General features: G+C 59.2%; 17 protein-coding genes. 10 read left to right on the top strand and 7 right to left on the bottom strand.

What is annotated here, in order from left to right:
* Positions 1-45: 45 nt before the first annotated feature.
* Complete coding sequence (locus C4J90_RS07960) at positions 46-339, bottom strand: hypothetical protein (RefSeq protein WP_057722836.1); 294 nt, start codon at positions 337-339, stop codon at positions 46-48.
* Positions 340-397: 58 nt separating this feature from the next.
* Complete coding sequence (locus C4J90_RS07955; RefSeq protein WP_124361895.1) at positions 398-1,003, bottom strand: arylesterase; 606 nt, start codon at positions 1,001-1,003, stop codon at positions 398-400.
* A gap of 10 nt (positions 1,004-1,013) precedes the next feature.
* Between C4J90_RS07955 and C4J90_RS07950 the strand changes: the two genes are divergently transcribed.
* Positions 1,014-1,697 (top strand): ABC transporter ATP-binding protein, encoded by a 684-nt coding sequence (locus C4J90_RS07950; protein WP_065885127.1) that lies wholly within the window; start codon positions 1,014-1,016, stop codon positions 1,695-1,697.
* A complete protein-coding gene (locus tag C4J90_RS07945) occupies positions 1,697-4,207 on the top strand; it encodes an ABC transporter permease (RefSeq protein ID WP_124419568.1) in 2,511 nt (836 codons plus the stop codon). The genes C4J90_RS07950 and C4J90_RS07945 overlap by 1 nt, the downstream gene beginning before the upstream one ends.
* Positions 4,208-4,252: 45 nt before the next feature.
* Here the strand turns inward: C4J90_RS07945 and greB are convergent, their stop codons facing one another.
* Both greB and C4J90_RS07935 read right to left on the bottom strand, forming a co-directional pair.
* On the bottom strand, positions 4,253-4,726 hold the full coding sequence (gene greB / locus C4J90_RS07940) for a transcription elongation factor GreB (protein ID WP_065892558.1): 474 nt from the start codon (positions 4,724-4,726) through the stop codon (positions 4,253-4,255).
* A 125-nt stretch (positions 4,727-4,851) separates the two neighbouring features.
* Positions 4,852-5,865, bottom strand: a complete 1,014-nt coding sequence (locus tag C4J90_RS07935) for a hypothetical protein (RefSeq protein ID WP_124419567.1) — start codon at positions 5,863-5,865, stop codon at positions 4,852-4,854.
* Between the two features lie 239 nt (positions 5,866-6,104).
* Between C4J90_RS07935 and C4J90_RS07930 the strand changes: the two genes are divergently transcribed.
* From C4J90_RS07930 to C4J90_RS07920, 3 genes are read left to right on the top strand one after another with little or no spacing between them, the layout of a single operon-like run.
* Positions 6,105-7,031 (top strand): ABC transporter ATP-binding protein, encoded by a 927-nt coding sequence (locus tag C4J90_RS07930; RefSeq protein WP_124414206.1) that lies wholly within the window; start codon positions 6,105-6,107, stop codon positions 7,029-7,031.
* On the top strand, positions 7,028-7,753 hold the full coding sequence (locus C4J90_RS07925) for an ABC transporter permease (RefSeq protein WP_124414205.1): 726 nt from the start codon (positions 7,028-7,030) through the stop codon (positions 7,751-7,753). The genes C4J90_RS07930 and C4J90_RS07925 overlap by 4 nt, the downstream gene beginning before the upstream one ends.
* A gap of 15 nt (positions 7,754-7,768) precedes the next feature.
* Positions 7,769-9,508, top strand: coding sequence for a Gldg family protein (locus tag C4J90_RS07920; protein ID WP_124414204.1), 1,740 nt, complete (start codon positions 7,769-7,771; stop codon positions 9,506-9,508).
* Positions 9,509-9,525: 17 nt separating this feature from the next.
* Here the strand turns inward: C4J90_RS07920 and C4J90_RS07915 are convergent, their stop codons facing one another.
* The 3 genes from C4J90_RS07915 to C4J90_RS07905 form a co-directional block, all read right to left on the bottom strand.
* Positions 9,526-9,834, bottom strand: coding sequence for a class I SAM-dependent methyltransferase (locus C4J90_RS07915; protein WP_124419566.1), 309 nt, complete (start codon positions 9,832-9,834; stop codon positions 9,526-9,528).
* A 257-nt stretch (positions 9,835-10,091) separates the two neighbouring features.
* Positions 10,092-10,526, bottom strand: coding sequence for a DoxX family protein (locus C4J90_RS07910; RefSeq protein WP_124357637.1), 435 nt, complete (start codon positions 10,524-10,526; stop codon positions 10,092-10,094).
* 103 nt (positions 10,527-10,629) lie between these two features.
* On the bottom strand, positions 10,630-12,051 hold the full coding sequence (locus C4J90_RS07905) for a transglycosylase SLT domain-containing protein (protein WP_124419565.1): 1,422 nt from the start codon (positions 12,049-12,051) through the stop codon (positions 10,630-10,632).
* Positions 12,052-12,287: 236 nt separating this feature from the next.
* On the opposite strand from C4J90_RS07905, the gene C4J90_RS07900 reads away from it, so the two are divergent.
* From C4J90_RS07900 to C4J90_RS07880, 5 genes are all read left to right on the top strand, one after another.
* Positions 12,288-13,094, top strand: a complete 807-nt coding sequence (locus C4J90_RS07900; protein WP_124419564.1) for a TatD family hydrolase — start codon at positions 12,288-12,290, stop codon at positions 13,092-13,094.
* Positions 13,095-13,190: 96 nt separating this feature from the next.
* Entirely contained in the window at positions 13,191-14,672 is a 1,482-nt protein-coding gene (locus C4J90_RS07895; RefSeq protein WP_124419563.1) for a methyl-accepting chemotaxis protein, read from the top strand.
* 198 nt (positions 14,673-14,870) lie between these two features.
* Complete coding sequence (locus tag C4J90_RS07890; protein WP_124419562.1) at positions 14,871-19,583, top strand: RHS repeat-associated core domain-containing protein; 4,713 nt, start codon at positions 14,871-14,873, stop codon at positions 19,581-19,583.
* Entirely contained in the window at positions 19,583-19,987 is a 405-nt protein-coding gene (locus C4J90_RS07885) for an Imm50 family immunity protein (protein WP_124414199.1), read from the top strand. Before C4J90_RS07890 ends, C4J90_RS07885 begins: the two co-directional genes overlap by 1 nt.
* Positions 19,988-20,104: 117 nt before the next feature.
* Entirely contained in the window at positions 20,105-20,467 is a 363-nt protein-coding gene (locus C4J90_RS07880; protein WP_124361884.1) for an Mpo1-like protein, read from the top strand.

The raw sequence follows: 20,467 nt of genomic DNA, 5'->3' as shown, positions 1-20,467 counted from the left end.
CTGATTGTATACGTGAAGCGAGCGCCTGGCATCAAGCCGGCCGCGCTAGAGTTCGAAGCGCAGCTCTGGCCAGATCGGCGGTGTACCGCGCTTTTGCGACTCGAGAATCGCCCTGCACAACGGGCACAGCCGCTGGTCCTGAAAGATCGAACGATCCACCGAGGACCAGAGCGGTTGCGCCGGCAATAAGGTGCCGCAAAGCGTGCGGTCAATCGAGCCGCCCAACTCCAGTTGACGCGCCACCAGATGCACCCGGACTTCCTGGCAGGCGAACAGATCCAGCTGTTCGTCCGGCTCGATCAGTTGGTAATTAAACAGGGACCAGGCAGGACGCGACATCAGGGGCTCCAAATCGGGGGGGCGCCACCTTAGCCGAAAGCCTGCCGGTAGAAAAGCGTCATAACAGCGGTTTTAGCGTTGGCCAGACATTTTCCAGCAACTTGCTCTGGGCGGGGACTGCCGGGTGCAGGCCGTCCGCTTGCATCAGGTCGGGATGTCCACCCACCCCCTCCAGGAAAAACGGCACCAGCGGTACCTTTTTTTCCTCTGCTACCTCGCCGAATACCTTGGCGAACGCTTCGACGTAACGCTTGCCATAGTTGGGAGGAATCTGCATGCCCAGCAGCAGCACCTTGGCACCGCTGTCTTGGGACGCCTGAATCATCGAAGCAAGATTTTGTTTCAATTGCGCCGGCGGCTGACCACGCAGCCCATCGTTGCCGCCCAACTCGATCACCACCACATCCGGTTTATGCGCTGCAAGCGCCGCAGGCAACCGCGCGAGGCCTCCGGCACTGGTGTCGCCACTGATCGAAGCATTCACCACTTTATCGTCGAAACCCTCCTGCTTGAGCCGTTGCTCCAGCAGGGCAACCCACCCTTTGCGGGTATCCAGGCCGAAACCGGCACTGATACTATCGCCAACGATCAGGACTGTACCCGCCGCTGCGTTCTGGGCCATGCACATCAAGGCCAGGCCAGCACTCAAAAACCACATTCGCATCGGATTCTCCATGGGCGCAAGCATTCTCACCGCGCGAAACCTCAGCAAAGTGGTTCCCAGCGCGGAAGGTGAACTGACTATCCTGCACGAACTGAGCCTGGAACTGAACAAGGGCGATAGCCTGGCTATCGTCGGCAGCTCCGGTTCCGGCAAATCCACCCTGCTCGGCCTGCTGGCCGGCCTTGACCTGCCCAGCAGCGGTGAAGTCACCCTGGCGGGTCAAGCGTTGAGCAGCCTCGACGAAGACCAGCGCGCGCGCATCCGTGCCGAACACGTGGGCTTCGTGTTCCAGTCCTTTCAGTTGCTCGACAGCCTCAATGCGCTGGAAAACGTCATGCTGCCACTGGAGCTCGACGGCCGCAAAGATGCCCGCGAGCGCGCCACGCACTTACTGGAGCGCGTCGGCCTTGGCAAGCGCCTGACCCATTCGCCGCGCCAGCTGTCCGGCGGCGAGCAGCAACGTGTGGCGATTGCCCGCGCGTTTGCCGCCGAGCCGGACGTACTGTTTGCCGACGAGCCCACCGGCAACCTCGACAGCCACACCGGCGAGCGCATCAGCGACCTGCTGTTCGAACTCAATAAAGAGAGCGGCACGACCTTGGTACTGGTCACCCACGACGAGCGCCTGGCCCATCGTTGCCGACGCCTGATCCGCCTTGAAGCCGGCCTGATGGTCGCGCCCCTGGAGCCTTGATGGCACGCCTGCCGTTGTTACGTCTGTTCAGCCTTGCCATGCGCCAATTACTGCGCGATGCCCGCGCCGGTGAACTGCGTGTATTGTTCTTCGCCCTGCTGGTGGCCGTGTCCGCCAGCACCGCTATCGGGTATTTCGGCGCGCGCCTCAACGGCGCCATGCTGCTGCGCGCCACCGAGTTCCTGGGCGCTGACCTGATACTCGAAGGCAGCTCACCGGCGCGCCCCGAGCAGGTCAGGTCCGGCACCGAGCTGGGCCTGGATCATGCGCGCATCGTCGAATTTTCCAGCGTTATCGCTGCGGACAACGGCATCCAGCTCTCCAGTATCAAGGCGGTCAACGAGCAGTACCCGCTGCGTGGCGAACTTAAAAGTACGGCTGAGCCCTTTGGCGCCGAAACCCCAGGCGGCGGCCCCAAACCCGGTGAAGCCTGGGTGGAAGCGCGGCTGCTGACCGCGCTGGACCTGAAGGTCGGCGACAGCATCGACGTGGGCATGAAGACCCTGCGCCTGGCACGCATACTGACGTACGAGCCCGACCGCGCCGGCAATTTCTACAGCCTCACGCCCAGGGTAATGATCAACCTGGCGGACCTGGACGCCACCGGCGTAGTCCAGCCTGGCAGCCGCGTGAGCTACCGCGAACTTTGGCGCGCACCGCCCGGCAGCACGGCGCTGCAAACCTATCGCGACCTGGTCAAGCCGGGCCTCGCGGCCAACCAGCGCCTGCAGGACTCGCGCGATGGTAACCAACAGATTGGCGGTGCCCTGGGCAAGGCCGAGCGTTACCTGAATATGGCCAGCCTGGTGGCGGTGTTACTGGCCGGCGTGGCCGTGGCGCTGTCGGCCAACCGCTTTGCCAGCCGCCGCTTCGACGCCAGCGCCCTGCTGCGCTGCCTGGGGTTGTCACGACGCGAAACCATGCTGCTGTTCAGCCTGCAACTGAGCGTACTGGGCCTGTTGGCGAGCCTGGCCGGCGCCTTGCTCGGTTGGCTCGCGCAATTTGGTCTGTTCTACTTCCTGCACGACCTGTTGCCCGCAGACGTGCCACCCGGCGGGCTGCTACCGGCCGTTGCAGGGATCGGCACCGGGCTGGTCGCCCTCGCCGGCTTCGCCCTCCCGCCCCTGGCCGCACTGGGCCGGGTGCCGCCGCTGCGGGTACTGCGTCGGGACCTGCTGCCTATCCCCTCGAGCACCTGGATGGTTTATGGGGCGGCGCTCTTCGCCCTGGGCCTGATCATGTGGCGCCTGAGCCTCGACCTGGTGTTGACCTTCGCGTTATTGGGCGGCGGCGTGGTAGCCGCACTGATCCTCGGCGGGTTGTTGTTGCTGTTACTGCAAAGCCTGCGCCGGTTACTTGCGCGCGCCTCCTTGCCGTGGCGACTGGGCCTGGGCCAATTGCTGCGACATCCACTGGCGGCCGCCGGCCAGTCCCTGGCGTTTGGCTTGATCCTGTTGTCCATGGGCTTGATCGCCCTGCTACGCGGTGAACTGCTCGACACCTGGCAGAACCAATTGCCCAAGGATGCGCCCAACTACTTCGCGCTCAATATCCTGCCAGCCGACAAAGACGCCTTTGGCGCCCGCCTTCTGGAAGTCCAGGCGCAATCGGCACCGCTGTATCCCGTCGTGCCCGGTCGGCTGATCAGCATCAACGGCGAACCCGTACAAGAGATTGTCAGCAAGGATTCAAGCGGTGATCGCGCCGTGCAACGGGACCTGAGCCTGACCTGGGCCGCCGACTTGCCCCCAGGTAACGTACTGACGGCGGGTACCTGGTGGACCGCGCAACCGGGCGATGACATTCCCGGGGTGTCGGTGGAAGCCAAGGTGGCTGAAAGCCTGAAACTCAAGCTCAACGACCATCTGGTATTCACCATCGGCGGGGAGAATCGCGAGGCACGGGTCACCAGCCTGCGGACCATCAACTGGGACAACTTCCAGCCCAACTTCTTCATGATCTTCCAACCGGGCACCTTGCAGGATTTGCCGACCACCTACCTGACCAGCTTCTACCTGGCGCCTGGGCATGACCAACAGATCGTGGACCTGTCCCGAGCCTTTCCGGCCGTCACTATCCTGCAGGTCGAGGCCCTGCTGGAACAGCTGCGCAGCATCCTCGCCCAGGTGACCCTGGCGGTGGAATACGTGCTGCTGTTCGTGCTCGCCGCGGGCATGGCCGTGCTGTTTTCCGGTTTGCAGGCCACCCTGGACGAGCGAATCCGCCAGGGTGCGCTGTTGCGTGCACTGGGGGCCGAGCGCAGGCTGCTGATCAATGCCCGGCGCATCGAGTTCGGCCTGCTGGGGGCGGTCAGTGGTTTGCTGGCGGCACTGGGCACGGAACTGGTGACCTGGGTGTTGTACCGCTATGCCTTCGATCTGGCCTGGCACCCTCACCCCTGGCTGTTGCTGCTGCCGGTGATCGGTGCGGTGCTGATCGGTGGCGCCGGGGTGTTCGGTACACGCCGTGCGTTGAACGCCAGCCCGCTGACGGTGCTGCGCGAGGGCTGAAACACGAATGGCGCTTGCTCCACTCGGAACAAGCGCCATTCGTTGCTATTTCACATATTCAATCCGGGTAATCCACCAGCACACCTCACCGCCGGGAGTCTGCACGATGGCTTCATCGTCCACCTCCTTGCGCAGCAGCGCACGCGCCATGGGAGAGTCGATAGAGATGTAATCCATCCGGTCGTAGATCTCGTCATACCCCACAATGCGAAAACGCTTGGTCTCACCCTGCTCGTTCTCGACATCGACCCACGCCCCAAAAAACACCTTGCCCTCCTGCTCGGGCATGTATTCCACCACGCGCATATCTTCGAGGCGTTTGCGCAGGTAGCGCACCCGCCGATCGATCTCACGCAACAGCTTCTTGTTGTACTGGTAATCCGCGTTTTCGCTGCGATCTCCCAGAGAAGCCGCCCACGTCACCTTGCGCGTCGTGTCCGGTCGCTTCTCACGCCAAAGGTAGTCCAGCTCCTTTTTCAGCGCTTCATGGCCTTCTTTGGTAATCAGCTTGGTACTCAAACGCGCACATCCCCAGGCAATGTCCATTAGTGTCGGCAGGCCACGGCATCATACCCTGGCGTCGTCTGGCGGGGAGCGATGATAAATCAACGGCGCAAAGTTTCCAGATCGACAGGCTCATCGACTCAGCCCTGTCCATCGAGTACCTGGTCCAGTTCAACGAGCGTGCCTTGCAGGCGCTGTCGCATCAGCGATAGCTGCGACATCATCAGCACCATTTTTTCGGTCTTTTGACTCACCTCCAGTTCTTGCTCCTGCAGTCGCGAATGGCGTTGGTCCAACGCCCGGCTTTTTTCATCCTGCTGGGTCTGCTGTTGTTGCAGTCGAGCCTGCCACTGTTCAAGCATCTCTTCGCGTTCGGTAACGGCCTGTGTTTTCTGCGTCAGTTCCTGGGCAACCCTTGCGAGATTGCTCAGCGTACTGTCTATCTCGAGCATGGAGGTATGCTCTCTCGGAGAGAGGGAGGACGACGGGGTTTCGAGGTGTTCTGCCTGAACGGACTGCGCTAGGGGTTCGGCTGGCACCTGCGGTACCTCCGGCACCTCGGGTTCCGTGACCTGTGAATGAGGTGGCTCATCAACGAGGGCTTCTTCCACTGGCGGCGGGGCGGACTTGGGCGGGCTCTTGCCTCGGGGCGGTGCAACCATTTGCGATGAAAAGCGAATGGACGGCACGATGACTGCGCTGCTTTCGATCGCAGGCGCAGCAGGGGCGGACATGCCCAATGTAATCACCTTCATCACGAGCGCTTTCTTGACGATCACCGAGTGATGGTCCTCGGGCCTGGCAGGCGGCAACCTGCAGCCTTTCAGGTCAATGAAATGAAACGGAACCTGAGATTCGCTGAGGGCGCTGTCCTTATTGCCCGATGCCGCCGCCATCATCAGGATTTGCTTGAAGACTTGCATCGCCATTTGCAAATCCTCTTTGGTCTCGACGCCACCAAGGAAATACCGCTCGAGCTTTTTGCGCAAGGCCGCGATATACACCCTGGAATGACCAGGCTCGGCTTCTTCATCAAGGCTATACACCAGGAAGTTGGAAGCAGTCTGTTCGACAGCGAACCCACACAGCAGTGCGCCGTTGACCGGGGCATTCTCGCCGCTGCGCTCAAGAACAAGGGTACGTAGAAGCATCATGGCAGTCAGGCCTCATTATAAAAAGAAAACCTTATATAAATATCAGACAAATATCCGACCATTATTAAGTACTCAGCACACAACAATTGTTTCAGTACGTAATCAACTCAAACGTAGGACTTTACTTATTAAGTGCACCCAGCGTTCCCAAGCACGGGTATTGAACGTAGTCTTTTTAAGGCACCGCCACACACTAACGAAACTTTCTTCAGGCATCGCCCAATAGATTCGGTAATCCTATGATCGAGGTCAGCAACCTGACAAAGTACCTGGGCAAAAAAAGCGTGATCAGCGACTTTTCGTTCTGTGCCCAACGCAAGGAATGCGTGGGTTTGCTGGGCGAGCATGGCGCCGGTAAAACAACATTGCTGAATTTGCTTTCCGGCATGATCAAGCCCACCAGTGGGCATATCAGTATTCAGGGTTTCAGTACCCAGACCGATTCAGTTCTCGCCAGGCAAGCCGTTGGCTACCAGCTTCAAGGGGGAATCACCCATCACACGCTGTCGGTCAAAAGCATCCTCAACTTCGTTGCCGCCGCTCGAGGGTTCAGCGGCGCCGAAAAACGCAGGCACGTGGACCGGGTCGCCACACGACTGGAGCTACTTCCCGTACTCAACTGCCCCATCGATGTGCTCAGCCAGGACTTGAAGGGCAGAGTCGCGATTGCGCAAGCCATTGTGCATTCCCCCAGCGTGCTCCTGCTGGACGAGCCTATGGAAGGGATGAACGCCGAGCAACGGCTCAAATTCAGGGCGCTTGTTCAGTCCCTTAACGAGGAAATGAGCGTCATCATTGCCTCCCGCCATTACGACTGGCTGTCCGACATCTGCACCCGCGCCCTGGTCATCGCAAGCGGGCGATTGATTATCGACGCTTCGCTGGAGGATTTGCAGCGCAGTTCCCGGCACTTCCAGGCGGTGACACTCGCAGCGGATCCGCCCCTGGATTTACTCGCGCTTGCGGTATTACCTGGGGTTGCAGGCATCGAAGAAGACCGTCTAAACCCAGGCAAAGTGACGGTTCTGGCCATGCCCGGGCACGCCATCTTCCCCGCCATCAATTCGCTCATTACCCATCGCGGCTGGAACATAACGTCACTGCATCTGGAGCCAGGTCGCTTGAACGATGTCGTTCACCCTCTGAGCCACGAGGTATCGCCTTGAACCTGCTGCCCCTCATTTTCAAACGCCAACTCGCCAGTTATGCCAGCACCCCCATCACTTACCTGAGCGTGGCGTTTTTCCTGGTGCTATGTGCGGCGCTGGGATTGCACACCTACCGCTGGATGGAGCGAGACAGCAGCGACTTGCAGGCTTTTTTCGAGCTGCACCCCTGGCTCTATCTGCTACTGATACCCAGCTTATCCATGCACATGTGGTCCGATGAACACAGCGCCGGATTTTCCAATATGATCAAAACCCTGCCCGTCACCTCAGCAGAACGAGTGATCGGAAAATTCCTGGCAGCCTGGGCGGTATGCAGTGCTGCGCTGTTGTTGAATTTTCCTATAGTGATCGCCGCCCATTATCTTGGAACGCCTGATAACGGGGTAATCGCATCACAGTTTCTGGCAAGCTGGCTGCTGGCAGGAAGTTATCTAGCTGCCGGTTGTTTTATCTGTGTACTCACGCACCAGCGCCTTGTTATTTTCCTATTGACGATGGGCTTGCTGCTGACCATCAGCGGGCTTTCTTCAATCCTGGATGCACTGGAACATCAGGCACCGATCTGGATAGTTGATAGCGTGATGAGGCTTGACCCGATTTCCCGCTTCAGCTCAATGGACAACGGCAAAATAACACTTCATGACTGTTTATATTTTGTCAGCATGATCCTTGCTTTTCTCTCTGCATCCATTGTCACACTCAACTATAAAAACAGCTGAGAAGGAAAGTCGCTGATGCGATCCGCTCTTCGTACGGGTATGACATTGATCGTCATATCATTATTGTTCCTGGCATTCAATCTGGTCTGGATAAACAAACTATCCGATATTCGCTGGGACTTTTCACAACAGAAAATTCACACCTTATCGCCATCCACGCGGCAACTGCTCGCAACACTTGATAGCCCGCTGGACTTGTATTATTTCAACTCGCTTACTGCACCGAAGAAAAGCCACATTATGAAACGCTTCGGCCAACGCGTAGAAGACGTGCTCCAGGAATTCGAAGCAGCCGCCGAGGGCATGATCAATTTGCACATTATTGACCCCACTCCTTTTTCAGAAGACGCCTACAAAGCCAGCTTATTCGGCTTGGATGACACACAGGGATACCTCGGACTTATCGGCACGCGTGCCGGCCAGGGCACGCAACGTATCGAAGCGTTCAACCCCGACGACGAGCCGTTGCTCGAGTATCAAATCAGCCAGCTGATCCATAAATTGATGCACCCCCAGCGTTCCAGCGTCGGCCTCCTGTCCGGGTTGCCGTTGAATGAGTCCGCCGGACATCTTCTGGAGCAGATGCGCGAGCATTTCAACTTGGTGGAGTTGGCAGCGAACATCACTCAGGTACCTCAATCAATAGGTAGCTTGATGGTGGTGCAGCCAAGGGCGTTAGCCGAACAAACGCTTTACGCCATCGAGCAGTTTGCCTTAAGCGGCGGCAAGCTGATGATTTTCATCGACCCGGTGAGCGAGATGGGGGCCGAAACCGTAGCGGTAGACTCCGAGCTGGATGGCCTGTTGACCACATGGGGCATACGGATGCCCGCGAACAAGCTGTTGGTTGACAGTCTTTACGCCTCCTCGGCCTCGCTCGGGCCAGGCTTGCCTACCGTATTGCACCCAGCCAGGTTAAAACTGCCACGCCTGGCAATGACCGCGCACGACGTCAGCACCTGGAAACTCGACAGCCTGAGCGTATCAAGCAGTGGCGCACTCTTGCGCACTCGAAAAAGCCGGATGACGTTTACCCCGCTGCTACAAAGCTCCCGGCAGTCTGCGCTGCTGGACGCCGGGCGTTTCGCTTCAGCGACGGCGTTCGATTCACTCATCGACGAAGCTTCCACCTCAGGTCAGCGCCATGTGATCGCCGCTCGCCTGGAGGGGCCGGCCTACTCGGCATTTCCTGACGGTCTCAGGGGGCAGCCGCCAGGCTTACAAAAGGCTGCCCGAATCGAGGTGGTGGTAGTTGCCGATACCGATTTACTCGCGGACGCTGTCAGCCAGACAACGGCCAACAGCAACGTGCAGTTCGTTTTGAATACCCTGGATAACCTGGCGGCTCCCGCAGAACTGGCGAATATTCGTCCGCGCCTCACTTCGCATTCACTCAGTACCCTGGAACCCATGCGCGAAGCCGCCGCACAGGCCTATCGGGAAACGGCCGCAGAACTGGAACGTCGTCTTGAGCGTACCGAGCAAGCGTGGCAGCGGTTGAATCCACAGGCCACACGCTTGGGCACCCAGGCCGTGGACACCAATACCCAATTGCAAGCGCTCAACAAAGAGCGCCTGCGCCTGCCCATGGAACTTCATGCCCTCAAGACTCAGGCGTACGCGCCGCTGCACCGCTTCGAGCGGAACCTAAAGCTGCTGATGATCGTAACGGTACCGCTGGTGTTATGCCTGATCGCCTGGGTACGTTATCGCTGGCTGTGTCGACGCCGATGGCCGCCCGCAGGCTTCAGCTGAACATTTGGGGTTGGAAATCAGCGACGGGCAATCAGCCCTTGCCGGGCAATCCGCGTCAGTTGGCGGATCACTTCTTCGGCGTTGTCTGCACTCGGCGCCTGGATCACCGCGAGGTCAAAGCTGTTACTGGAAAAACGGGCCAGGGAGTCGCCATCTTCCACGAACTGGATCAAGAACGCCGAAGGCCGCCCGGTGCGACGTGGCCAGCCGTCCAGGTAACGCAGCAGCGTCGGCTGGTGCTTGCCGCCCAGGAGGATTTTCGGGTTGCGTTGAATCAGGTCCGCAGTGATCGGGGCCAGGCGTATCAGGGGGCGTAGTGCATTCATCGTGTCGTGTCTCTGCCTCAAAAGTCTGCGGGCAGGTGAGAGGCAACACCGAACCAGCGCTTTAGCGGTATTTCGACCCGTGCCTCCTGACGAGTGCATGGTTCTGTCGGACTGCATCGAGTCCAGTGGCGCCCCGCAATTAGCTGTTTAAATCGGCGCATGAGCAGCATCCTAGAGAAGCTGGCGGGGCAGTGTCAAGAATCCCGAGCAACGAAAAAGGCCCGCACAGGGCGGGCCTCTCATGAGGTGCGAAACGCTCAGTTGGCGATGGCGCGGTCGGCCGACAGTTTGCCGGCACCTTCGAACAGCACCGCCAGCGAGCCGCCAAGCAGGGCCAGGGCGAATTCATACCCATTGTTGGCCATGAACAGCCCGTTATGAATGTGCACCGAAAAAATCGCCACCAGTGTCAGGAAGGTCAGGCCCAATGCTGCTGGGCGTGCAAGCAGGCCGATGATCAGCGCCAGGCCGGCAAAGAACTCGGTGCCACCCGACAGCACGGCCATCAGCGTGCCCGGCGCCAGGCCGATGCTTTCCATCCACTGGGCGGTTCCCGCCAGACCACCGCCGCCAAACCAGCCGAAAAGTTTTTGCGAGCCGTGGGCAGCGAAGATAATGCCGACGAAGATGCGCAGAACAGTCAGGCCGTAGCCGGCACGGGTCGACAGGACGCGGGTGATCAGTGGGCTCATGGGGTAAATCCTTTTTCAGGTAGGGGTTGGTTGGCCGCTATATTAATCAGTTTAAACAATGATAAAAGCCGAAAAATTGCCTTATCAACATCGATAAAATCGATTATTTTCGAGACGCGACTTTCGGCGCTGGCGGCTCCAGGGACTCGCGCTCCCGATCGAACGCCAGGTAGTATTTGTTGACACTATTAACATAGCTGACGCCGCCCATCCCCACCTGCTCCATGGCAATGCGTTCAACTTGAAAGAACCACTGATTGGGGTTGAGCCCCCGGCGCCTGGCTTCGGTACGCATGCCCTGCACTCGCTCCGGCCCCATGTTATACGCCGCCAGCACAAAGGCCATGCGTTCGCGCTCATTGAGCTTGGGGCTGGCGAAAAACTTGCGCCGGATCATCGCCAGGTAGCGCGCACCCGCCTGCACATTACTGTCCAGATTCGCGATATTGTTGACGCCCACCCGCTGCGCCGCCGAAGGCGTGATCTGCATCAAACCGGTAGGCCCACCGCTATTGCGTGCGCCAGGGTCCAGCGCAGACTCCTTGAAGGCCAGCGCAGCCAGGTTCAACCAGTCCATGCCTTGCTCGCGCGCATGCTTTTGCAGGATCGGGCGCAGTTTCTCCAGGCGTTGACGATCGGCGCGGGCCAACGGGTTGCGCACTTGATAGAGACGTCGATAGATACGCTGGAACGCCACATCCTGGTCGGAGGGGGTGTGATAGGTCTTGAGGAAGCGATCGATACTCGCCCGCAGCATCGACGCATCCTGGCGCACGAACCAGTACTCGTCACCCGGCTCACTGATGGCCACCTGCTTGTCAAAGCGCAACTTGGGCAGGATTTTCGACCAGCGTTCGGCAATCGGCTTTTCAACGATGGTCAGGTGAAAGATCCCGGCCTGCACCATCTCCAGCACGTCTTCCACCGCCAGGCTCGGGTCGACCCATTCCACCTTGATCGGCGGCTGCTTGTGCAGGGCCAGCTTCTGATTGACCTGGCTGATCGCATCCGCCGCCGCGCTGCCGGTGGTCAGCGTCAGGGTACGGCCCGACAACTGCTCCAACCTGGTAAACCGGCGTTCACCCTTGACGCCGACCAGCCACAACGGCACATCACTGGCGATCGGGGCACTGGCGCTGATCTTGTGCGCGGCCTTCACGTCCAGCAATTCGCCAGGGGCAACCAGGTCGCCTTCGCCACGGGCCAGTGCGCCAAGCAATTGCTCCTTGGCCTTGGGGATGATCTTGAGGTTGATTTGCTGGCCATCACGGGCATGGCCATTGAGGTATTGCTCGAACGCACGCAGGCGATGGTATTCGACACCGATGGCCTGGCCCTGCACTTCACCGGAGCTGTTACGGCTCTGGTTGACCAGTACACGCAGGGTGCGACTGGAACGAATGTCTGCCAGGTCACGCACCTTGCCGGGCTTTGTCACTTCCAGCGGCCCATCCAGACGCGCGACCGCCGCCATGGGCAGCAGCAACGTCACGCACACTACAAGCAAAGCCGAGGGTCGGATCATCCGCTCTCCGGAAAGAATACTGGCCAACGCCTTCGTGAAAAGCGAGGTGTTGGGCGTCAGAAACAGAGCGCTTTAAGCGCTGGCAAGGCGCGCAACGGCGACACGGTGAGAGGCAGCGGGCCCCGCACAATGTCGCTTGCGACGTTCAAAGACAGCGATAACGCGTTGTAGTTCTTCGTTTTTCTTATAAATCTACAGCTCTGATATGCTTTCCGGCCGCAGGCGGAGATAGCACCATGCAACTCATTGATATCGGCGTCAACCTGACCAACCCCAGTTTCGACGAGAGGCACTCAGCCGTTCTAGAGCGTGCTTACGCCGCTGGCGTGCAACAATTGGTGCTCACCGGCACCAGCGTCGAAGGCAGCGAGCAGGCCCTGGAACTGTGCGTAAAACTCGATGAAAGCGCACAACGCCTGTTCAGCACCGCCGGTATCCATCCCCACTCCGCCAGTGCTTGGAACCGCGATAGTGCCCAACGTTTGCGCGGTTTGCTCAGCGAAACACGCGTGCGCGCCGTCGGCGAGTGCGGACTGGATTTCAACCGTGATTTTTCGCCGCGCCCGCAGCAGGAAAAAGTCCTCGAGGAACACCTGGTCCTGGCCGTCGAGCTGCAACTTCCCGTGTTCCTTCACGAGCGCGACGCCAACCAACGCCTGCTGGAGATTCTCAAGGACTACCGTGACTACCTGCCCGCTGCCGTGGTGCATTGCTTCACTGGCGAGCAAGCCGCGCTCTTCAGCTACCTCGACCTCGACCTGCACATCGGCATCACCGGTTGGATCTGCGACGAGCGCCGTGGGACGCATCTGCACCCATTGGTCAGGGAAATTCCCCGTGGCCGTCTGATGCTGGAAAGTGACGCGCCCTACCTGCTGCCCCGCACGCTGCGCCCCAAGCCGAAGAACGGCCGCAATGAACCCGCGTTCCTGACCGAAGTGCTGCGCGAGGTTGCCCTGCATCGCAATGAAACGATGCAAGAGCTGGCGATGCACAGCACCGCCTGTGCCCGCGCCTTTTTCGGCCTGCCTGCCGTGGAGTGATGCGGCGCATTGACCCATGTCAAAAACGCTTTCCTGAGTAGCGGCACAATAATGGCACCTTGCCAATGCTGTTTCCGCTATCAGAGAAAACCTTCCATGGGTGCCTGGCTTAGCAATATCTCGCTTAAATACAAATTCTGGGCCGTCAACGCGGTGGCCTTCATCACCACCCTGTTGCTGGTGCTGTATGCCGTCCAGCTCGAACAACAGGCGCGCAGCCATGCCTCCCAGGTGTCGGCCCAGGCCCAGGGGCAGTTGCTCAACGCCTGGCCGGCTGACACGCCACTGCCCACTGGCGAGAACTGGCTGACCTTCACCCGCGGCCAAGTCCCACAACGCGCAGGCGAGGATCTCTCAGCCTTGCAAGACGCGAGCGGCTGGATCGAGCTCAGTCACCTGCCATTGTTCGGCGTCAATCCGCTGCTGGGCGCCGAGGTCATCCGCCGTGCCGACGGACAGCAGGTCGCCGTACTCGCCTACGCGCCAAGCCTGCGCCAGGTGTTCGGCGAACGTTTCGTCAACTATGCGCTGGCGGTGGCGATCCTGATGCTCGCGATGCTTGGCGCCTCACAACTGCTGATCCGCTTCCTGCTCAGCCAGCTCAACACTCTCAAGGACGTGATGCTGCATGTGGAGAAGACCGGCGATTTGTCCGCCCGCGTGCCCCTGGCCTGTAAGGATGAAGTCGGGCAGATGGCCAGCGCCTTCAACGCCATGCAGGCCGGCTACCAGCGGGTGGTCATCACCGTGGCCCATACTGCCAGGCAATTGGACGAGGGCGCCGCGCGGCTGGCCAGCAGCATGAACGAGGTGCAGCGCGGCATGCTCGGCCAGCAAAGCGAGACCGACCAGGCCGCCACGGCGATCAACGAAATGACCGCCACCGTCTACCACATTGCCCAGCACGCGGGCGCCACCCGCGACCTCTCGCAAACCGCCGACACCCTCGCCGGCAGCGGCCAGGAAGTGGTCATCCGCGTGCAGCGTTCGATTGCAGGGCTGTCCAGCGGCGTGCAACAGACCGCTGAGATGATCCAGAAACTCGCCGAAGACAGCCAGAAAATCAACAGCGTGGTCGGGGTGATCCACAGCATCGCCGAACAGACCAACCTGCTCGCCCTCAACGCCGCCATCGAAGCTGCCCGCGCAGGAGAAATGGGCCGTGGCTTTGCGGTGGTCGCCGACGAAGTGCGCAACCTGGCCAAGCGCGTACAAAGCTCCACCGACGAAATCACCCGCATGGTCTCGGCGCTGCAAGCCGGCACCCGCGACGCGGTGGACTTCATGCAGGAAAGCTCGTTCAAGGCTGACGACTGCGTAAAGCAGGCCCAGGAAGCCGGTGCCGCGCTCGCCGACATCACCGGCGCCGTGGCGCAGATGCGCGAGAGCAACACCCAGATCGCGGTGGCCGCCGAACAGCAAAGCCATGTCGCCGAAGAGATGAACCGCGCAGTGGTGAGTATTCGTGATGTAACCGAGAACACCGTGCGGCAGACAGTGGATTCGGCGACTACCAGCCATGCACTGGCGGCGTTGGCGGGAGAATTGAGCACAGCGATTGGGCAGTTGAAGCTGTAGGGCCGTTCAGACCGTAATCCGATTCCTACGACCAAGCCACAACCTACCTGAGATTAAGACGAAACTTCCTCGCCACTCCCGCGAATAACGCCGACTTCTTTTACCGACGAACCTCTGCAAAGTCCCTCGCCTGATCAAACAGTGCGAGGGAGTGCAGATGGTTTTTTTCGTTAGGGCCCAGGTCGCCGGGGCCGTCTTTTGATTCCGGTGATTGCCAGCTTTGTGCTGGCCCCCATGGACCCCGAAGCGCCGGATGTTGAAAGCATTCTTCGGAATTTGCGCGACTGCCTGAATACGTTCGACGACTGGGCCGACAGCTTTTTAAGTGGCTCGGCACTGGAAGTGGAGCAGGTGTTCAAGGTCGGGGAAGACGTCGCGCTGATCGCGCCAACCTCATCCGAACTGCCCAGTCGCACCGTCGCCATGTGCAAAGCCCAGGGTGGGCTGACCCTGGTGCACCTGTTCGAAAGCACCCGGTTCGTGCCGATCGGCAACACGCCGGTCACGCTGCAAGCCATCGCCAAGGACGGCACTCCCATTGGCGCGCCGCTGCAGCGAACCATCGGCCCCAGCGGCATTCTTGAAGTCCCAGAATGCACTCGCGACCAGCGGTACCAGGTCACCTTTTACCCCAACGTTTCCAAAGATCACGTCAAGGCGCTGTATGCGTCCTACCAGTCGGTGATCGCCGGGCTGGAAGCTGACCTGCGCCAGCAATGGAACGAGCGCTTCAAGCTTCAGTGGACAGATTTTGCAAACGCCCCGTCCTTCACGCGCAGCGCGAAACAGGGAGCGGCCTTTGCAACCGGAATTGGCAAGGCCTTTTACAACCTGTGGGACAACATTACCGAGCTGTACGACCTGCTGGCGAACCTTAAGTCCAACAGCGAGAAGTTGCTGCAGTACCTTTCTCAAGCCGAACTGGATCAGTTACTCAAGCTGGGTAAAGACACGCTCGCCCAGGGTTTGCTGGTGCTCAGTGATGAGCCGCTGTTGTTCATTTATCTCTCCGCGGCGGTGGCCTGGATGCGCATGCTGCCACCGCCCGAGATGTATGAACTGCTGGGTGAGATTACCGGCGAAGTGTTGATCAATCTGCTGCTGATATGGGCGACGCGGGGAATTGGGATCCAGCTTCGGTTGGGGGCTCAGGTACTCAGCCAGGTCAAATCCGGGCGGGCGCGGGCGTTGTTGGCGCTGCTGGCCAAGCAGGTTGTGGGGCCTGGGCTGGAAAGCCATGTGGAGGCGGCCAAGCCGTTGCTGCTGAACAGTGCGGCGACGGCAGTCAAGGCGGTGCCGGTGGCGCCGTTGAAGGCGGGTGACACGCTGGTTTCGAACGCGGTGCCGGCGGTGCGCAGCAAGACCCAGCGTACCGCGTTGGTTCGGCAGGAGCATGTGGATGATGTGCCTGCTGTTGCGTCGAATCCGAAGGGCGATGCGGCGGCTCCGGCAGACAAAACCCTGACCAACGGCTGCCCGGTGTCGATGGTCACTGGCGAGGAACTGCTGACCCTCACCGATGGCGCGCTGGATGGGGTCTTGCCGTTCGAGTGGACGCGCTTGTATCGCAGCAGTGCGGTGGAAGTGGACTGTGGCTTGGGGTTTGGCTGGAGCCATGCACTGGCGCAGCGGCTCGTGGTTGTGGGCGATTCGGTGGTGTGGACCGACCATGAGAATCGCGCGACCACCCTGCCCTTGCCGACAGCTGCTCGGCCGGCGATTACCAACAGCCTGGCGGAAGCTGCGATTTACTTGGGGTCGTTGCCTGATGAGTTGGTGCTGGCCCAGGCGTCGCGCTTCTACCACTTTCGCGACGGTGTGCTAACGGCGATCAGCGATGCGTATGACAACCGGTTGTTGGTTGTCCGGGATCGGTTGGGGCGGATTGAGCGGCTGGATAACGGCGTGGGCCGCTCTTTGCTCTTGCGCTACGAGCTGGATCGCATTGTCGCGGTGGACTACCAAGTTCATCGCGCCACGGGGCGTGAACCGTTCGTCTGGGTGACCGAGCAGAACGTCGTTGCCTACGCCTATGACGACAGTGGACGACTGGTTTCAGCGACCAATGCTGTCGGTGAATGTGAGCGTTATCGGTACGACGAGCAGCACGTCATTCTTGAACGGCAACTGGCCGGTGGGGCGAGTTTCTTTTGGGAGTGGGAAGGTTCCGGCAAGGCGGCGCGCTGTGTCCGGCATTGGGCCAGTTTCTCGCAGATGGACACGCGGTATGCCTGGGGCGATGACGGTCGCGTCACCGTGCACAACGCCGACGGCAGCCAGGAAGTTTACGTACATGACCAGCGGGCGCGGCTGGTACAGCGCATCGACCCAGACGGCGCCCAGCATTTCAAATCCTACGATGACAAGGGCCGCCTGACGGTCGAGCAAGACCCGCTGGGCGCGGTGACGGCCTATCAATACGACGACGCCGGACGCTTGGTCGCGCTGTTTCCGGGGGATGATGAGCCGACGTCCTACGAGCATGACAACGGTTTCGTACGGGTGGTGCGGCGTGGCGAGGCGGTCTGGAAATACGAGCGTAATGACCAGGGCGATGTCATTCGCCAGATCGATCCGGATGGCAACGCGACCGACTACAGCTACGACAAACAGGGGCAACTGACCGGGGTTTGGTATCCCGACAACAGCTGCCATCGCTTGGTGTGGAATGAACGCGGGCAACTCGTTGAAGAACAGCTACCGAATGGTGGGATCAAGCGCTATCGCTATGACGACCAGGGCCGGCAGGTTGCGCGTGAGGATGAACAGGGCGCGCTGACCCAGTATCAATGGGACGCCGTGGGTCGGTTAACTCGCTTGGTAGTGCCGGACGGTGCCACACGAGAATTCAGCTACAACCCCTACGGAAAAATCATCGCCGAGCGCGACGAACTCGGCCACGTCACCCGCTACGAATACGCCGACAGCCTGCACCTGATCAGCCGCCGCATCAATGCCGATGGCACCCAGGTCAACTACCGCTACGACAACGCCCGCTTACTGCTCACCGCCATCGAAAACGAAGTCGGCGAAACCTACCAACTCGACTATCACCCCAACGGCCTGATCCAACAGGAAACCGGCTTTGACGGCCAACGCACCGCGTACGCCTACGACCTCAACGGCAACCTGCTGGAGAAAACCGAATACGGCGACGATGGCAGTCAGCTCGTCACTCAATACCAGCGTGACCATGCCGGTCGCCTCGTAGGAAAAACCCTGCCCGACGGCAATACGGTTGAATACACCTACGACCGCCAAAGCAACCTCCTCAGCGTCGACGACGGCCACTGGTTCCTGGCCTACGAATACGACCGCCAAAACCGCCTCACTGCCGAACACCAAGGCTGGGGCACTTTGCGCTACGGCTACGACGCCTGCGGCCAACTTCAGCATTTACGCCTACCGGACAACAATCGCCTCACCTTCAACCACGACAAAGGCGGCCACCTCGCCACCGTCGAACTGAACGGTTCGCTGCTGACCTCACACCTGTTCAAAGCCGGTCGCGAACACCAACGCCAACAAGGCCAACTGCTCAGCCATTACCACTATGACGAGCAAAACCGCCTGCACGCCCACACCGTCACGCAGCAGGAAAACCACCTCTACCAACGCCACTACGACTACGACAAAACCGGCAACCTCACCCGCCTGCACGACACCCGCAAAGGCGAACACCTTTACCGCTACGACCCGCTCCACCGCCTGACCCGAGCCGATCACTCGCAAGACGTCCAGGAACGCTTCGGCCACAACCCGGCCGGCAACCTGCTGATGCAAGATCGTCCTGGCCCGGACATCGTCGCGGGCAACCGCCTAGTGATCCAAGGCGATCACCATTATGACTATGACGCCTTCGGCAACCTGACCCGCGAACGGCGCGGCAAAAGCCATCAGCTCGTCACCGAATACCGCTACGACTGCCAGCACCGGCTAATCGGCATCACCAAGCCCAACGGCCAAACTGCCAGTTATCGCTACGATCCGTTTGGTCGGCGCATCAGCAAAACCGTCGACGGCGTCACCACGGAGTTTTTCTGGCAAGGCGACAAGCTGATCGCTGAACACCATGCCGATCGTCATCGCAGCTACATCTATGAGCCGGACAGCTTCCACCCACTGGCATTGCTGGCAGGCTTCGGCCCAGCAGAGACCAAGCCCTACCACTACCAACTCGACCACCTCGGCACACCGCAGGAACTCACCACGCCTGAAGGCGAAATCGTCTGGTCCGCCCATTACCGCGCCTACGGTGAAATCAGCCGCCTCGACGTAGGCAAAGTCGACAACCCGCTGCGCTTTCAAGGCCAATACTTCGATCAGGAAAGCGGCCTCCACTACAACCGCCATCGCTACTACAATCCGGATTTTGGTCGTTACCTGACGTCCGACCCGGTGAAGCTGGCGGGCGGGATCAACGCGTACCAGTACGTGCCCAACCCTACGGGATGGATTGATCCCCTGGGACTGAACGCGAATTGTCCCGGTCCAGGCAAGAAAAAACCGACCTGCTCTTTGCCTGCTGAACCGGATATACCTGATCACTCTCGCAAAGGTGCGTTTAGGCAAGCAAAAAGGGACGCCAATATACCGATAACCCAAAATCCTGATGTGATGAAAAATCCGAAGTCAGGAAGGACGAAACAGTACCAAATAGAAAAAATGACTGATTTGAATGATGAGAACATATTGGATGAGAGTGGTAGACCTATATACTCAAGGGTGTATCAATTCACGAGAGCAGACGGTTCTAAGGTTCTTATTCAAGACCATTCTGCCGGGCATAAATTTGGCAGGGCGGACGGTATAGGAGACCAAAAAGCTCACTTCAATTTGCGACCATTTGCAAAGCCTCGAAACGGAACCGTAGACGGCGGCAGAGATCATTACAACTTTAGGAAAAACTGATGAAGTATTGGAATGAACTAGATCATAATATTTTTTTTGAAAAGATTTTTAGTATGCCCATAGAAATCGGAAAAATCGCTCTTTTTTCTTTACAAATAGAAAATGATCGACCTTCTGTGGGATTAGGATTCGACATACCCGAGTTTCCAGATATCTTGCCAAAAAAATGGGAAGGAAAAGGCTACAACACCTGCAGAATGGGCATTGATTGTCATGGCATTCGCGAGTTAAAAATACACAACATTCCTGTTAGAGAAGTATTCTTTGTCGTTATGACTAAAGAAAATAATCATTTCCACTTTAAAGCGACCAACGAAAACTCTTTAATTGAATTCAAAGCCAAATCCATTTCAATTTGCGATCCAAATGTATACATAAATGGACCAGATGATTATTTTTTCTAGCCCTAAAAATTCTGCGTGCGCCCCCTATGAACTCCATAGTTAGCCTTAATTCGTACCCTTGCCCATCTACACCTAAACTCTCTCCAAGTTGTTTAAACGGACAGAGGATTCACCACCATGGGCAAACGTCACCCCAATCTCCCCGCCTGGCAATGGCGTAATTACCCACAAAATCATCAGCACCCCACCAATCTGGCTTTGCACCTGATTGCCGTGCCGCTGTTCATCATCGGCTTTCTGTTGATCGTTTCCGGTGTGTTCAGCCTGAGCCTGGTGAGTTTTGCCGTAGGCGTGATCGGCATTTTGGCGGGCTTGGCGCTGCAGCGTCACGGTCACAGCCTGGAAGCCCAGGCGAGCGAGCCGTTCAGTGATCGTAACGACGCGGTGCAGCGCCTGGTGGTCGAGCAGTTCGTGACGTTTCCGCGCTTTGTGCTCAGCGGCGGCTGGTGGCGGGCGTGGCGCCAGCGTCACCGGCATTGA

The sequence above is a fragment of the Pseudomonas sp. R2-60-08W genome (genome assembly GCF_003852335.1).
Taxonomy (GTDB): Bacteria; Pseudomonadota; Gammaproteobacteria; order Pseudomonadales; family Pseudomonadaceae; genus Aquipseudomonas.
The sequence above is the reverse complement of the archived record's forward strand: the minus strand, read 5'-3'. Positions and strand labels throughout refer to the sequence as shown.